Origin of the sequence: Polynucleobacter sp. AP-Nickl1-40-C4, assembly GCF_035012665.1 — a bacterium.
In the GTDB taxonomy this organism is placed as follows: Bacteria; Pseudomonadota; Gammaproteobacteria; order Burkholderiales; family Burkholderiaceae; genus Polynucleobacter.
This window is the reverse complement of sequence record NZ_JAYGQR010000004.1, coordinates 176,066-191,488: the sequence shown is the minus strand read 5'-3', so window position 1 is coordinate 191,488 and position 15,423 is coordinate 176,066. Positions and strand designations below refer to the sequence as shown.

General features: G+C 46.3%; 17 protein-coding genes. 7 read left to right on the top strand and 10 right to left on the bottom strand.

The genetic code is table 11. The features are described 5' to 3' along the window. Positions 1-192 precede the first annotated feature (192 nt). Complete coding sequence (locus VC182_RS06630; RefSeq protein WP_216154347.1) at positions 193-543, bottom strand: hypothetical protein; 351 nt, start codon at positions 541-543, stop codon at positions 193-195. A gap of 106 nt (positions 544-649) precedes the next feature. Between VC182_RS06630 and VC182_RS06625 the strand changes: the two genes are divergently transcribed. Next, complete coding sequence (locus tag VC182_RS06625) at positions 650-1,219, top strand: hypothetical protein (protein WP_216242853.1); 570 nt, start codon at positions 650-652, stop codon at positions 1,217-1,219. On the opposite strand, the gene trpC is transcribed toward VC182_RS06625, so the two are convergent. Genes trpC through rpe form a run of 5 tightly spaced genes read right to left on the bottom strand, consistent with a single transcriptional unit; the run spans position 1,200 to position 5,839 of the window. Then, the gene (gene trpC / locus VC182_RS06620) at positions 1,200-2,003 is read right to left on the bottom strand and encodes an indole-3-glycerol phosphate synthase TrpC (RefSeq protein WP_323484886.1); all 804 of its coding nucleotides are present in this window, start codon (positions 2,001-2,003) and stop codon (positions 1,200-1,202) included. The genes VC182_RS06625 and trpC overlap by 20 nt on opposite strands. Before the next feature lie 10 nt (positions 2,004-2,013). Next, on the bottom strand, positions 2,014-3,039 hold the full coding sequence (gene trpD, locus VC182_RS06615; RefSeq protein WP_323484885.1) for an anthranilate phosphoribosyltransferase: 1,026 nt from the start codon (positions 3,037-3,039) through the stop codon (positions 2,014-2,016). A gap of 19 nt (positions 3,040-3,058) precedes the next feature. Continuing rightward, positions 3,059-3,625, bottom strand: coding sequence for an aminodeoxychorismate/anthranilate synthase component II (locus tag VC182_RS06610; RefSeq protein WP_072583411.1), 567 nt, complete (start codon positions 3,623-3,625; stop codon positions 3,059-3,061). Beyond that, the gene (gene trpE, locus VC182_RS06605) at positions 3,609-5,114 is read right to left on the bottom strand and encodes an anthranilate synthase component I (RefSeq protein WP_323484884.1); all 1,506 of its coding nucleotides are present in this window, start codon (positions 5,112-5,114) and stop codon (positions 3,609-3,611) included. Before trpE ends, VC182_RS06610 begins: the two co-directional genes overlap by 17 nt. Further along, a complete protein-coding gene (gene rpe / locus VC182_RS06600) occupies positions 5,114-5,839 on the bottom strand; it encodes a ribulose-phosphate 3-epimerase (RefSeq protein WP_323484883.1) in 726 nt (241 codons plus the stop codon). The genes trpE and rpe overlap by 1 nt, the downstream gene beginning before the upstream one ends. Positions 5,840-5,888: 49 nt before the next feature. Between rpe and apaG the strand changes: the two genes are divergently transcribed. From apaG to VC182_RS06585, 3 genes are all read left to right on the top strand, one after another. Further along, entirely contained in the window at positions 5,889-6,263 is a 375-nt protein-coding gene (gene apaG, locus VC182_RS06595) for a Co2+/Mg2+ efflux protein ApaG (RefSeq protein WP_072583449.1), read from the top strand. A gap of 130 nt (positions 6,264-6,393) precedes the next feature. Next, entirely contained in the window at positions 6,394-7,524 is a 1,131-nt protein-coding gene (locus VC182_RS06590; protein ID WP_216242844.1) for a murein transglycosylase A, read from the top strand. A 26-nt stretch (positions 7,525-7,550) separates the two neighbouring features. Then, positions 7,551-8,327, top strand: a complete 777-nt coding sequence (locus VC182_RS06585; RefSeq protein WP_216121527.1) for an enoyl-CoA hydratase — start codon at positions 7,551-7,553, stop codon at positions 8,325-8,327. Positions 8,328-8,358: 31 nt separating this feature from the next. Here the strand turns inward: VC182_RS06585 and VC182_RS06580 are convergent, their stop codons facing one another. The 4 genes from VC182_RS06580 to bioA are packed head-to-tail and all read right to left on the bottom strand — an operon-like array spanning position 8,359 to position 12,905. Continuing rightward, positions 8,359-9,555, bottom strand: a complete 1,197-nt coding sequence (locus VC182_RS06580) for a M20 aminoacylase family protein (protein ID WP_323484882.1) — start codon at positions 9,553-9,555, stop codon at positions 8,359-8,361. Between the two features lie 56 nt (positions 9,556-9,611). Next, complete coding sequence (gene bioD / locus VC182_RS06575; protein WP_216121530.1) at positions 9,612-10,331, bottom strand: dethiobiotin synthase; 720 nt, start codon at positions 10,329-10,331, stop codon at positions 9,612-9,614. Then, positions 10,324-11,562 (bottom strand): 8-amino-7-oxononanoate synthase, encoded by a 1,239-nt coding sequence (gene bioF / locus VC182_RS06570; RefSeq protein ID WP_323484881.1) that lies wholly within the window; start codon positions 11,560-11,562, stop codon positions 10,324-10,326. Before bioF ends, bioD begins: the two co-directional genes overlap by 8 nt. Then, complete coding sequence (bioA, locus tag VC182_RS06565; RefSeq protein WP_323484880.1) at positions 11,559-12,905, bottom strand: adenosylmethionine--8-amino-7-oxononanoate transaminase; 1,347 nt, start codon at positions 12,903-12,905, stop codon at positions 11,559-11,561. Before bioA ends, bioF begins: the two co-directional genes overlap by 4 nt. An 89-nt stretch (positions 12,906-12,994) precedes the next feature. On the opposite strand from bioA, the gene bioB reads away from it, so the two are divergent. The 3 genes from bioB (at position 12,995) to mraZ (ending at position 15,418) form a co-directional block, all read left to right on the top strand. After that, entirely contained in the window at positions 12,995-14,044 is a 1,050-nt protein-coding gene (gene bioB, locus VC182_RS06560; RefSeq protein WP_072583402.1) for a biotin synthase BioB, read from the top strand. Positions 14,045-14,056: 12 nt separating this feature from the next. Then, a complete protein-coding gene (gene coq7, locus VC182_RS06555; protein ID WP_323484879.1) occupies positions 14,057-14,686 on the top strand; it encodes a 2-polyprenyl-3-methyl-6-methoxy-1,4-benzoquinone monooxygenase in 630 nt (209 codons plus the stop codon). 303 nt (positions 14,687-14,989) lie between these two features. Continuing rightward, entirely contained in the window at positions 14,990-15,418 is a 429-nt protein-coding gene (gene mraZ, locus VC182_RS06550) for a division/cell wall cluster transcriptional repressor MraZ (RefSeq protein ID WP_068320686.1), read from the top strand. Positions 15,419-15,423 lie beyond the last annotated feature (5 nt).

Here is a 15,423-nt window from a genome sequence, read left to right as displayed (position 1 = left end):
TGATATCGTTCAGTTTGGCTAAGGTGTTGATAGGTCATGGCTACTTTGACTTGCAGGTCTAGAAGCTTTGGATACTAAAACATCCTTAGCCTCCTTAACTAGTTGTTCAAAGTTGCACTTCGTAGTTGAATCCACCCCATTAAAAAAAGCCCTTTTCAGGGCTTTTTTGCTTATGCAGTGCTGCTCTAACAATTAAGAGGCTTTTGCTGCCTTCTCTAAGCATTTAGAAATTTCTTCATAGCGCTTTAGAGCAATCTTGGTGGGCAATACTTCTTTTTTGCGACCATCGGCATTGGCAGCCATTTTGATATAGCCCAAGGCGCTGAGATTTTTAAGGCGACCATGCAATGTAGCTTGTGAGCCTAGGTCTGAAATGGAAATCAAATCACCAACCAAAATTGCTTGCTTGGCATGGGCGCAAGAAACAATCTTATCGAGCAAACTCTCTTCGATGCAGTCCAGCTTCTTACCTGGGTTGATTCGATCGAGAGCATCAATCAAGTTAAGGAACTTGATGTAGGGTGACGGTTTAGTAGATGACATATTAATATTTATTTTTTATTAGCTGTATGGCTAGTACTAGTATATTCCCTTGGTCTGATTTTAGCAATTGATGCGCATCAATAATAATTAATCCATACTAATCGCAATGTTTAAATTATTGGCAAGTTATTCGGAATGGATTTTTGGCTGCGCCATTAGTGCGATGGCGTACACACTTCTTTTTTATTGCAATAGCTGGTTTACCAACAGTATTACTTTTGGCTTAGGGGTGAGTTGGATTTATCTACCTGCTGGCCTCCGCTTATTTCTGACCTTTATTTTTGGTTTACCCGGCGCCATTGGAATTGCTATAGCCTCATTTTTAATTAGCTATTACGGCGATTTCCCGCACGACTTGACGCTGTGTATTGGCGTTGGATTAATTTCGGGATTTGCGCCTTATTTGGCTAGATTTTTTGTTTTTAGCAATCTTCGCCTTGAGTCAGACTTAAGTAATCTCAATTTCCCTAAACTCATTGCTTGTATTTTGATTTATGCCTTGCTCTCTGCAGGCTTACATCAGTGGTGGTTTTCAGTGATGGCTTTAGAAAATACAGGCACTGTAAATCACTTCTTGGTGATGTTTATTGGTGATGTGCTGGGTTCGTTGCTACTGATCTCTTTGATCAAATACTGCTTAGATCTATTGCGAAAGACTAGAAAAACAGCTCACTAAGCGCTGTCCCTGGATCTGTGGCCCGCATGAATGCCTCCCCAACCAGGAACGCGTTGATTTGATTGTTGCGCATGAGCTCTACATCAGCGTGACTCAAGATGCCAGACTCTGTTACTAAGGTTTTGTTGTCCGGAACCATGGACATTAGAGAGAGGGTGGTTTGCAGTGTCACCTCAAAGGTTTTAAGGTTTCGATTGTTAATACCAAGTAAAGGTGTTCTGAGTTCTAGCGCTTGCTCTAATTCTGGGGCATTGTGAACTTCGACCAACACATCTAAACCGAGCTCATGTGCACAGGCTTCAAGCTCTTTCATTTGATTTAATTCTAGGCAAGCCACGATCAGCAAGATTGCATCGGCGCCAATCGCACGAGCTTCGTAGACTTGATACGGATCTATGGTGAAGTCTTTACGCAAAACGGGAATATTGCAGGCGGCACGAGCTTGTTGCAGATAGGCATTGCATCCTTGGAAATAATCCACATCAGTCAGTACTGATAAACAGGCTGCACCATGCTTTTCGTAGGACTGGGCAATGTCTGCCGGCATGAAATTCTCACGCAAGATACCTTTGCTTGGGCTTGCCTTTTTGATTTCAGTAATGACTCCTGCCTTGCCGGCAGAAATCTTGTTCTCAATAGCCTGAATAAAGCCTCTTGGCTTTAGAAGGGCATCACGATTATTGGCTTCAGCTTGCCCACGTTGATTGGCAAGCGATATTTTCTGCAGGCAGGTAGCTACTTCAATCTTTTTAGTGGCAACAATTTTATCGAGGATATCGCTCATGAATAATCAATTATTGAGATTGGGTTGCTACAACAAAAGTATCTAACTTTTGACGTGCCGCTCCTGAGGTGATGGCTGCTCTAGCCAGGGTAATACCGCTAGCAATGTCTTTTGCTACTCCAGCTACATATAGTGTGGCGCCGGCATTAAGGCAGACGATATCGCTTGCAGGCCCGGGTTTGCCATCGAGCACATCCAAGACAATCTGCTTGGACTCTTCAGCATTAGCCACTTTAAAGCTGTTGGTGGGCGCGGCATTTAATCCAAAATCTTTTGGATGAATTTCATATTCACGCACTATGCCATCTTTAAGTTCGCCAACTAAGGTTGGGCCCTCTAAGGAAATTTCATCCAGACCATCTCGCCCGTACACAACGAGCGCATGCTCCATGCCCAAAGCTTGTAATACACGCGCCTGAATGCCGACTAGGTCAGCATGAAATACACCCATCAAAATCCGTTTAGCGTCAGCGGGGTTGGTAAGAGGGCCAAGGATGTTGAAGATAGTCCGGACACCGAGTTGCTTGCGAATGGGAACTATATTCTTCATCGCCGGATGATGGTTCGGCGCAAACATAAAGCCAGCACCAACAGTAGTGATGCACGTGGCGACTTGATCAGCGGATAAAGCCAGATTTACGCCAAGCGCTTCTAATACATCTGCGCTACCTGATTTGCTGCTCACGCTGCGATTGCCGTGCTTGGCTATCTTTGCACCCGCTCCCGCAGCCACAAACATCGCTGCAGTAGAAATATTAAATGTATGAGCGCCATCACCGCCTGTGCCCACCACATCCACCAAGTGCTTGCGGTCATCCACCTTTACTGAGGTAGCAAACTCACGCATCACTTGTGCGGCAGCAGCGATTTCACCAACAGTTTCTTTTTTAGTGCGCAAGGCAACCAACAATCCGGCTACCAACTCTGGTGCCATTTCACCGCTCATGATGAGTCGCATCATGGCTGTCATTTCATCATGAAATAGTTCTCGATGTTCAATGCAGCGTTGGAGGGCTTCTTGCGGAGTGATTGACATGGCGCTGTTGGCAGACTGTTTATTTGTTTTGTAAAAAATTCTTGAGTAAGGCGTGACCGTGCTCAGAAAGAATAGATTCTGGGTGGAATTGCACGCCCTCAACCGCTAGCTCTTTATGGCGTACGCCCATGATCTCGCCATCGGATGATGTCGCTGTTACCTCAAGCATTGCAGGTAAGGAGCTTTTCTCAATGGCTAGTGAGTGATAACGAGTGACCTTAAATGGATCGGGCAAATTTTTAAACACACCGACACCAGTGTGATGAATGCTGTCAGTCTTGCCATGCATGACTTTTTGGGCGCGAATGACTTTGCCGCCGAATGCTTCACCAATAGCTTGATGTCCAAGGCAAACTCCTAGGATTGGAATTTGACCTGCATAACGCTTGATGGTGTCGACTGAAATACCTGCCTCAGAAGGGCTGCATGGCCCAGGTGAGATGCAAATGCGCGCTGGATTCAGTTTGGCAATATCTTCCACAGCAATTTCATCATTGCGAAAGACTTTGACCTCTTCACCTAGTTCTGCAAAGTATTGAACAAGGTTGTAAGTAAAAGAATCGTAGTTATCAATCATTAGGAGCATCGAGTCCTCCTTGTACTAAATCTGCCGCAGTCAATACCGCGCGAGCCTTGGCTTCAGTTTCTTTCCATTCAGGAGTCGGATCAGAGTCGGCAACGACGCCAGCCCCTGCTTGAGAGTGCAGCATGCCATCACGGATCACACCGGTACGAATGGCAATGGCCACATCCATATCGCCTGAGAAAGACAGGTAACCCACTGCGCCACCATAAACACCACGCTTCACAATTTCCATCTCATCAATGATTTCCATTGCCCGAATTTTTGGCGCACCTGATAAGGTGCCCGCTGGGAAGGTCGCTCGCAATACATCCATATTGCTCATATTGTCCAAAAGATGGCCCTCTACTGAACTCACGATGTGCTGAACGTGGGAGTATTTCTCAATAGACATGGAGTCGGTGACTTTGACTGAGCCTGTTTTGGCAATGCGGCCCACGTCATTACGGGCTAAATCAATCAACATCACATGCTCAGCAATTTCTTTGGGGTCGGCCAAGAGTTCCTTGGCTAAACGTTCGTCTTCCTGTGGATTGACTCCGCGAGGGCGGGTGCCAGCCAGTGGTCTGATGGTCACAATCTTCTCGGCAGCCCGTTTTTCTTGGCGCACCAAAATCTCGGGAGATGAACCAACAATTTGCATATCGCCAAAGTCATAGAAATACATGTATGGCGATGGGTTGAGCGAACGCAAAGCTCTATAGAGAGCTAATGGTGAGTCCGTAAATGGCTTACTAATGCGCTGACCGATAACTACCTGCATACAATCGCCAGCCAAAATGTATTCTTTAGTTTTGAGTACTGCCTTTTCAAAATCTGCTACTTTGAATTTACGAATGAGTTCAGTTTTAGCGCTTGGTAAAGATGCCGGCATATTTGCTGGCTTACTGAGGCAAGCGAGTAATTCTTTTAAGCGATCTTGTGCTTTTTCAAAAGCATTAGCAATGCTCGGATCTGCATAAACAATCAAATAAATTTTGCCAGCAACGTTATCAATCACTGCCAACTCTTCAGTCAACATCAGTTGAATATCGGGTACACCTAATTCATCTGGAAGTTGATGTTTGGCTAAACGTGACTCGATATAGCGAACGGTGTCATAACCAAAGTAGCCGGCAAGACCACCACAAAAGCGGGGCATGTCAGCTTGTAAAGCTACCTTAAAACGCTTGAAATAAGCATCCACAAAATCGAGTGGATTATCAGTATTTGTCTCAACTACTTTTCCATCAGTCACTACTTCGTTGACTGGTGTTGAAGGGGTGCCAACAGTTCTGACAATGGTCCTGGCCGGCAGGCCAATAAAGGAGAAGCGGCCGAAACGCTCGCCACCTAAAACAGACTCCAATAAGTAGGTATTGGTCTTGCCAAACGCTTGAGTCAGCTTGACGTAGAGTGATAGCGGAGTCTCTAGATCTGCCAGAACTTCTTTGACCAGGGGAATACGATTGAAACCCTGCTTTGCTAGGGCGTTAAATTCTTCAAGCTGCATTATGCTTTTCCTGACTTTCCTAATTCAGTGCGCATTGCTTGAATTACTTTTGCATAATTTTCTTGTGCGTAAATTGCAGAACCTGCAACAAAAGTATCTGCGCCTGCTCGCGCTACTTCTGCAATGTTATCGACTTTGATTCCACCATCTACCTCAAGACGAATGTGTCGACCAGTCTCTGTCTGGTAGCGATCAAGGCGTGTGCGTACTTGAGCAATTTTATTAAGGGTACTCGGAATAAATGACTGGCCACCAAAGCCTGGGTTGACTGACATCAGCAAAACCAGATCAAGTAATTCCAGAGTGTGATCGAGATGATCCAGTGGTGTAGCTGGATTCAAAACGAGACCCGTTTGGCATCCTTGATCGCGAATCAAGTTCAATGTGCGGTTGACATGAGGACTTGCTTCGGGATGAAAGCTAATTAAATTGGCACCTGCTTTGGCAAAGTCAGGGACGATACGATCTACCGGCTCGATCATTAAATGCACATCGATCACCGCAGGTTTGCCATCGTTATTTGCATAAGGACGAATCGCCTCACAAACCAACGGGCCAATGGTGAGGTTGGGCACATAGTGGTTATCCATCACATCAAAGTGAATCCAGTCAGCGCCTGCCACTAAAACGTCCTGAACTTCCTTGCCAAGGCAGGCAAAGTCAGCCGACAAAATGGATGGGGCAATAACAAATTGACTATTTGAGGATGATTTTTGGCTTTCCATCCCTAGATTCTAGCTTGCAGTTGGCCTTAGGATGGAGCAGAATTCGTCCATGAATCCCCACGAAATGAGCATTACGGTCAAAGCCCAGTACCTTCCTGAGCAATCTGACCCCGATAACCGCCAATTTGCCTTTGCTTATACGGTAACTATCCGCAATACGGGGACTGCCAGTATTCAGGTAATTGCCCGCCATTGGTTCATTACAGACGGGGATAACGATGTCCAGGAGGTCAGAGGTCTGGGCGTTGTTGGGCAGCAACCGCTATTACGCTCTGGAGAGCACTTTGAGTACACCAGCTGGGCAACCTTGCCCACTCCGGCCGGAACAATGCGTGGGGAGTATTTTTGTGTCACTGAGGATGCCCAGTTCTTTCAGGCCCCCATCCCAGAGTTTGCCCTGGTGATGCCACGTACTCTGCATTAACGTAGGGTGGTGAGAATGTTATTTTTTGCCCTTGCCTGTCCAAAGAACAATAAATAACAAAAGTCCTAAGGCAACAGCGCCTTCGAAAGCAAACAGTAGCATTGGGTATTCATCGAGTAAATTGGCAATCATGATTTCTAAATTTAAATTAGTTCCGTTAAGTGTATTCGCTATCCTCATAACTAGCTTGATTGTTGGATGTTCTACGCCTCCCACTCGGGGGGCGGGATATCGCTCTAGTGGTTCTGGCACTTCGCCATCAAGCTATAGCTCCTCGATTGCAAGCTTTAGTGCTGTCTCTTGGCAAGCCTTGCCTGGATGGCAGGAAGACGACTTGTCTCAGGCTTGGCCTGCTTGGTTAAAAAGTTGCGATGCTTTGCGTAAGAAAAGTGCTGATGTGAACTGGCGCTCAGTGTGTGCCCAGGCCGCCAATGTATCAAGCCGTGATACGCAGGCTATTCGTAAATATTTTGAAAATAATTTTCAAGCTTATGAAATTCGCAATAGCTCCGGTAGTGACACGGGCTTGATCACGGGTTATTACGAACCAGTAATGAATGGCTCACAAACTCGTACGAGTGCTTATAACGTGCCGCTCTACGGCTATCCTAATGCTTGGCGCAAATCTAAGCCCAACCCAGGCCCAAGCCGTGCCGAGCTAATGAGTTCTGGTGTGTTGCAGGGCTCTGAAATTGCTTGGGTGCAGGATCCAGTAGCAGCAGCGTTCATGCAAATTCAAGGTTCTGGAAAAATTCGTCTTGAGGATGGACGCATCCTGCGTCTGGGTTTTGCGGGCACCAATGATCAGCCTTTTAAATCCTTTGCTCAGTGGTTGTTAGATCGCAAAGAAATCACACGTAGTGAAGCGACGATGCAAGGCATTTCACAATGGGCTAAAAGAAATCCCGGCCAAGTAAATGAAATGCTGAACGCCAATCCCCGTTTTGTTTTCTTTAAAGAGTTACCTGGCAATCTCTCTGCTGATTTAGGCCCAAATGGCGCCCTCGGTGTTCCGCTCACAGCTGAGCGCAGTATTGCAGTAGATTTACAAGCCTTGCCACTGGGCGCGCCTGTCTTTTTAGCAGCCACCAAACCATTAAGTAGTCAGCCTTTGCAAAAGCTGGTGATGGCACAGGATACGGGTAAAGCAATTGTGGGTGGCGTCAGAGCCGACTACTATTGGGGATCCGGAGATGCTGCTGGAGAGATGGCAGGTCGTATGAAACAAAATGGCAGGATGTGGTTGTTGTTGCCACGTTAATTAATACTTTTCACCGAAAGAAATTCATGAGCTACAAAACTATTTTGACTGAAGTGGATGGTAAGGTTGCCACCATTACTTTGAATCGCCCTGAAGTGTTAAATGCCTTGAACGATCAGCTCATGGAAGAGCTTGGTGCTGCATTAATGGCATTTGACGCGGATGACAATATTGGTTGCATGATCGTTACTGGCAGTGAAAAGGCATTTGCTGCTGGAGCGGATATTGCTTCAATGGCCAAGTACGGTTTAAAAGATGTTTATCGCGGTGACTTTATTACCCGTAACTGGGAAGAGATCAAAAAAGTACGTAAGCCTGTAATCGCTGCTGTCTCTGGCTATGCCCTTGGTGGTGGCTGTGAGTTGGCCATGATGTGCGACACGATCATGGCGGCGGATAATGCTAAGTTTGCTCAGCCCGAAGTAAAGCTGGGCATTATCCCAGGCGCTGGCGGTACACAGCGCTTACCTCGCGCGGTATCCAAAGCAAAAGCGATGGATCTAGCTTTGACGGGCCGCATGATGGATGCCGCTGAAGCTGAGCGCTCCGGTTTGGTTGCCAGGATCTTCCCACAAGCAGATTTGCTGAAAGAAGTTAAAGCAATTGCCAAAGGAATTGCAGATATGCCTTTGTTAACTGCAATGATGGTGAAGGAAAGTATCAACACTGCTTATGAAACTACCTTGTCTGAAGGTATTCATTTTGAGCGCCGCCTCTTTCATGCTTGCTTTGGAACGAGTGATCAAAAAGAAGGCATGGCTGCGTTCATGGAAAAGCGCCCAGCTAAATTTACCAATTCTTAATTCAATAGCTGAAGAGAAAGTTTGAAAGAACTCAGTTTTTTTCTAGGAAGCGTTGAGCTAGTTTGACCCAATAGCTCACGCCGATTGGAATCAAGGAGTCATTGAAGTCGTAAGAGGGATTGTGTAAGTGGCATGGACCCATGCCATGACCTACTGAGCGATGATCGCCGTCCCCATTACCTAAGAATACGTAACAGCCCGGCTTCTCTAGCAACATAAACGCAAAGTCTTCCGCGCCCATTGTGGGATCGATTGAAGCATTGACATTCTGCTTGCCAACCAATTCACTCATGACTTCGGTTGCAAATTCCACTTCGTTGGCATGATTAATAAGAGGCGGGTAATTTCTAGAAAACGTAATTTCTGCTTGGCAATCAAACGCCCCTGCAACGCTATGAGCGATTTCTCGTAAACGTTGCTCGATTAAATCTAAGACGTCCAAAGTAAATGTACGTACCGTACCGCCAATGAAGGCGCTATCCGGAATGACATTGCTCGTTTCACCCGCATGAAATTGCGTAATCGATAAAACAGCAGCATCTACAGGACGCTTATTACGTGTAATGATGCTCTGTAATGCAAGCACTACTTGGGCGCCAGCAAAGACTGGATCTGCGCTATTGTGGGGTAGGGCGGCGTGACCGCCTTTGCCTGTGATGGTAATTTCAAAAGTATTGCTTGAGGCCATCATTGGGCCGGAGGTCACTCCAAAGTGACCTTCTGCCAAGCCGGGCCAGTTATGCAAGCCAAATACTGCGTCGCATGGAAATTCTTTGAAAAGTCCATCCTTAATCATTTCATTCGCACCAGCGCCACCTTCTTCTGCTGGCTGGAAAATAAAAATCACCGTGCCTTTGAAGTCGCGGTGATTTGATAAATATTGCGCCGCTCCAAGTAGCATTGCTGTGTGACCATCATGTCCACAAGCATGCATTTTTCCGGGGTTTGTTGATGCATGAGCAAAGTTGTTGTGCTCCTGCAATGGAAGCGCATCCATATCAGCGCGCAAACCAATCATTTTTCCGGGGCCTAAGTCACCATCTAAACGACCTACGACACCTGTTTTTCCCATGCCGCGGTAGACGGCAATTCCCCAGCTAGAAAGCGCTTCCGCAACTAGATCGGCAGTGCGATTTTCTTCGAAACGCAATTCAGGATGCGCATGAATATTGCGTCGAATTTCTTGAATGGCTTCCGCGGAGTCAATAATTTCTGGGGATAAATGCATCCCTTCATCTTATCCGAAAGTCTTTGGATATGCCTTTTGGGCTAAATTACCGCAAATTAATTGTCGGGTAATTGAATGTGCTTTGCAGCAAAACCCAAGGCTTCAATTGAATATGGGCTGTTATCGGCTTTTTGGAGTTCTTTTGGAAGCTCTGGAATGAGGCCCAAAAATGGGGTATCTATTCTGGCTTGTAGAGTCTGAATATTTTCTTCAAGCAGAGGCATTTCTGTGGATAGGGTATTCGCTACCCATCCCGCAATATTTAAGTTACGCGCTTTGATTGCCTCACAAGTTAGGAGGGCGTGATTAATGCAGCCTAATTTCATGCCCACCACCAGGATGATGGGAAATTTAATTTCTTGGGCGAAAGTCCCCAAATCTTCCCGCTCATTTAGGGGGATAAGTAAGCCGCCGGCGCCCTCAACCACAACGCAATCTGCCCGGTCTTGAACATTTTGAAAGCTCTGTAAGATCAGGCTCATTTCAAGTTGCAGCCCTTGATGGGCCGCTACCAAATGTGGAGCAGCCGGTCGATTCAATACATAAGGACACAAACTCAATTCAGTGGAGCTGAGGTTTGAGGCGATGCGCAGTGTTTCTAAATCTTCATTCAGAGTGTGGCCTTGTGCATCTTGATAAGTTCCAGCAACAACCGGTTTAAAGCCAATCGCTTTCATTCCCTGTTCGCGTAGTTTCAGAATGAGAGCGCCGCTCACCAGCGTTTTTCCAACCTCGGTGTCTGTACCGGCGACAAAGAAGCCTGTGGCCTTACTCATGAGAGCCCTTTTGAAGGACTGTTTGCTCGATGGTCTTTAAGGTATCAATGAGTTGACGCACATCTGCTTCGCCATGGTTAGCAGAGAACGTAATGCGTAATCTTGCACTGCCATTGGGTACGGTAGGAGGGCGAATAGCAGGAATCCAATAACCTGCTTCATCAAGTAACTTAGCGGCGAGCAGAGCATTGGCATTACTGCCCAAAATGACGGGCTGAATGGCGGTACAAGAAGACACCTTTTCCCATTGAGAAAATTGCATTTCATCTTGCCAGATGCGAATCAGTTTATTGAGTTGAGTGCGGCGCTTGCTGCCCTCGTCCCCTTCAATGATTTTCAAGCTCTTTGAGAGTGTATGCGCTATCGCAGGTGGCGTTGCGGTGCTGTAAATGAAAGGGCGACCCTTTTGAATGAGCCACTCAATAAAAGTGGCTTGTGCACAAACAAAGGCGCCGCTGACGCCTGCAGCTTTTCCAAGAGTGCCAATATAAATAAGGCGATCAGAGTAGATATTTTCCTGCTCCAAAATGCCATGACCTTGTTTGCCCAATACTCCGAAACCATGAGCATCATCCACAAGCAATAGTGCATCGTATTGCTCAGCAAGCTTTAACAATTCCTTAGCTGGAGCGAGGTCACCATCCATACTAAAGACGCCATCAGTAACAATAATCTTTAGTGGATGTTGATCTGTTTTCAGTAATTCATTTAATGAGTCAAGATGCGTATGATCAAACAGCACGACATTTGCTTGAGTCTGAGCAGCCGCTAAACGAATGCCATCAATTAAAGAGGCATGATTGAGCTTTGCAGAATAAATGCTGGTGGATTTTTGTGGCGCAAGTCTCGCTAGACCTGTGATGGCGGTAAGGTTGGCGAGATAGCCGGTACTAAAAAATAGGGCGCGCGCATTCGGAATGTGTTGCTTTTGAAAAGAGGCCAATTGGTTTTCAAGCAGCTCATGAGCCCTGCTGTGGCCGCTAATGAGATGGGAGGCGCCACTGCCTACCCCATACTTCTGAGCGCCTTCAGTAAGCGCTTGAATTAACGCAGGATGGTTTGCTAGTCCTAAATAGTCATTGCTACAAAATGCTTTGAGCTCGCGTCCATCAACTAAAGCTTTGGTATCGCATGGAGATTCTGTTGCTCTGAGTTTGCGTTTGAGTAATTGCAACTCAAGATCTGCAATCTGCTCTTGCGCCAACTTTAAGGCTTGATATGCGCTCGTCATGCCAGGGTTTTCTCAAGGGCAGCTTGCACGGCATGACCTAGTTGAATGGTTTCTGCTGCAGACAAAATATACGGTGGCATGATGTAGATAGTATTGCCGATTGGTCTAATCAATACACCTTCGCTTAAACAGTTTGAGAACATCGTTCGCGCAAACATCTTAGGCTTTTTCAGAAACTCATTTTTAATATCGAATGCCAAGATCATTCCTTGCTGGCGCCAATGCTCAATGCGGGAATCCGTTTTTGCCCACGCAAATGCATTTGCTAAATCCTTTGAGCGCTCAATATTTTTTTCTAATACTTTGTCAGTTTCGAAAATCTCTAAACAAGCCAGTGCGGCAGCACACGCTAGTGGGTTACCGGTATAAGAATGAGAATGTAAAAACCCTTGCTGGATTTGATCGCCATAAAAAGCTTGATATATCTGGTCTGTCGTAAGGCAGAGTGACAGTGGAAGATAGCCGCCGCTAATTCCTTTGGACAGGGTTAAGAAGTCTGGCCAGATACCAGCATGCTCACAGGCAAAGAACTTGCCACTCCGCCCACAGCCCACCGCAATCTCATCTGCAATCAGATGTACTTCGTAGCGATCACATAAATCCCTGACTAAACGTAGATATTCGGAAGAGTGCATGGCCATTTGCCCTGCGCACTGCACCAAAGGCTCGACAATAATGGCAGCAATATTGCCATGTTCTTTTACAAATAATTCTTCGAGTTGTTTTGCTGCATATCTTGCTACATCTTCTGCGCTCTCACCAGCTTTTGCTTTGCGTGCATCAGGTGATGTAATGGTAAAGACATCTTGCAATAACGATCCATAGGCGTCCCGAAAAATAGCAACATCCGTTACTGCTAATGCACCAAGTGTTTCCCCGTGATAACCATTTTCCAAGCAAACAAATTTCTTCTTTTGTGGTTTGCCGTTGAGTTGCCAGTAGTGGTGACTCATCTTGAGCGCTATTTCTACTGCAGACGCACCATCGGAGGCATAAAAGACATGGCCTAAATGGTGATTGGTGAGTGCAGACAGTTTTTCAGATAGCTCTACTACGGGCGCATGCGTAAATCCGGCGAGCATTACATGCTCAATTTTTTCGAGTTGCGTGGTAATGGCTTGATTGATGCGTGGGTTGGAGTGGCCAAATAAATTGGTCCACCAAGAACTAATGGAGTCGAGTAAGGCTTTTCCGTTTTCGTCATAGAGCCAGGCACCCTTACCTTTTGTAATGGCAACCAGTGGAAAGGACTCATGCTGTTTCATCTGCGTGCATGGATGCCAGACGGCTGCAAGGCTGCGATTAACGAGGGGGGCTTGATTTAAATCAGAAATAACCTTCATGTTTGATATTTGACCACTAGTTTTTCCAAATTCAGGCCTGTATCTGTTATGTTTATGCCTTGAATCCCCTCATTTTCTGGAATTTACCCATGCAGGACACTCAAACCGTTGAAAAACCCTTAACCCAATTCAAATCTAAAGCGGATTTGCATCAGGGCGTAAGCGCAGGGGGAGAGGCAACTGGCGAGTGGTCAGTGGCTCAAATTCAAGCCTTATTTGCACTTCCTTTGAATGAATTGATGTTGAAGGCTCAAGAGACTCATAAAGCCTATTTCCCAGAGGGTGATGTTGAATTAGCCACTTTGTTGTCAATTAAGACGGGCGGTTGTCCTGAGGATTGTGGTTATTGCCCTCAAGCTGCTCGTTATGACACCGACGTTAAGGCTGAGAAGTTAATGGGCTTAGAAGAGGTCTTAGAGGCTGCCAAAGCTGCTAAAGCCGCCGGTTCTAACCGTTTCTGTATGGGTGCCGCATGGCGCGAACCCAAAGACCGCGATATTGAAAAAGTGACAGCCATGATTAAGGGTGTAAAAGCCTTGGGTCTGGAAACCTGTGCCACCTTAGGCATGCTGGAGGCAGATCAAGCCCAGGCACTACAAGAGGCTGGCCTAGATTTTTATAACCATAACTTAGACACCAGCGAGGATTTTTACCGCTCTGTGATCTCAACCCGAGGCTACCAAGACCGTTTGGATACGATCTCTAATGTCCGCGCCGCTGGCATGTCCGTTTGTTGTGGCGGTATTGTTGGCATGGGTGAATCTAGACAGCAACGCGCCGCATTTTTGGCCCGTTTGGCGAATTTGAGCCCCTACCCAGAATCAGTCCCTATTAATCATTTGGTGCCAGTAGCTGGTACGCCATTAGCTGAGCAAAAGCCTTTGGACCCGCTGGAGTTTGTAAGAACAATTGCGGTTGCAAGGATCACGATGCCTAAGGCCCGTGTACGTTTATCTGCTGGTCGCCAGGAGCTTGGTAGAGCAGTTCAGGCCATGTGCTTCATGGCTGGAGCTAATTCGATTTTCTATGGTGAGCAACTACTCACTACCGGTAATCCTGAGGCAGAACAGGACCGTGAGCTCTTGGCGGAGCTGGGTTTAAAGACCAAACAAAGCTGCAAAGCAGAGGTTTTGGTTTAGTTTTCTAAGCGCATGTCCCCGATAGATCGCCTCATTCTGGAGTTTGACACCGCCCTTCGGTCGATGGTCGGAGGTGCTCATGCGCATAGACCAACCCCAGGATCTGATTTTGGGGGTAATTCCGGTTTGGATGGGGTTGAGTGCAAACATGCAGCAGGGCTCATGCGAGTCAATCATGTGGGTGAAGTTTGTGCGCAGGCGCTCTATCAATCGCAAAAATTGGTTGCTCGAAACCCAGAAATTCAGGAGATGTTAGATCACTCAGGGCAAGAAGAAATGGATCACCTGGCATGGTGTGAAACTCGTCTTCAAGAGCTTGGGTCACACACTAGTTATCTCAATCCACTTTGGTATGCGGGATCCTTTGCAATCGGCTTGGTAGCAGGTTTAGCGGGCGATAAGTGGAGTTTAGGTTTTGTTGCTGAAACTGAAAAACAAGTCGAGAATCACTTAGAAAGTCATCTCGAAAAACTACCAAAAGAAGATCAGCGATCTCGTGCAATTGTGAATCAAATGCGCATTGATGAAATTGCTCACGGACAAGCCGCAAAAAATGCTGGCGGTGCAAATTTGCCAGAACCGATTCAAAAATTAATGCAGGCGATGTCCAGGGTAATGACCACCACTGCTTATAAAATTTAATACGGAAATAGGTTTTAATTCTCAAAACTCATCTCTGATTAATTTTTGAGATATTTTTTTACGTATTACTGTTTTTAAATACAGTATATTTAGGCATTATCTAGTGCAATAGCTAAGATCTATTCTTAAGTATATTTTCCAAGCCATTGTTTCAAGTAGCTATTTTATTATCACCATTTTCTCAACACATGACGCTAAGTGTTTGTAAACACTAGAGAAATTCCTAAAAAACTCCTAAAAACACTTGACCCTATTAGTGCGATCCTCTAAAGTGGGAGGAAGTGTGAAAAAGTGGGGTAAATGGTGTTTCAAGGTGCGTCAGCTCTCAATTTAGATGCAAAAGGTCGCATGTCTGTGCCGGCTAAGCATCGTGACGCCTTGTTGGTACAAGGCGAGGGCCGCATCACGCTCACAAAACACCCCGATGGCTGCTTGCTTCTCTTTCCCAGGCCTGAGTGGGAAACCTTCAGAGCAAGAGTTGCGCAACTTCCGATGGATGCCCATTGGTGGCGCCGTATTTTTTTAGGTAACGCAGCAGAAATGGACTTGGATAGTGCCGGTCGCGTACTGGTAAGTCCAGAGTTGCGTGCTGCAGCTGGCATTGAAAAAGAAGTGATATTGCTTGGGATGGGAAGTCACTTGGAATTGTGGGATGCGGCTACATACGCTGCAAAAGAACAGGCTGCGATTGCGCAAGGCATGCCTGAAGCACTTAAGCAATTTAATTTTTGATGACA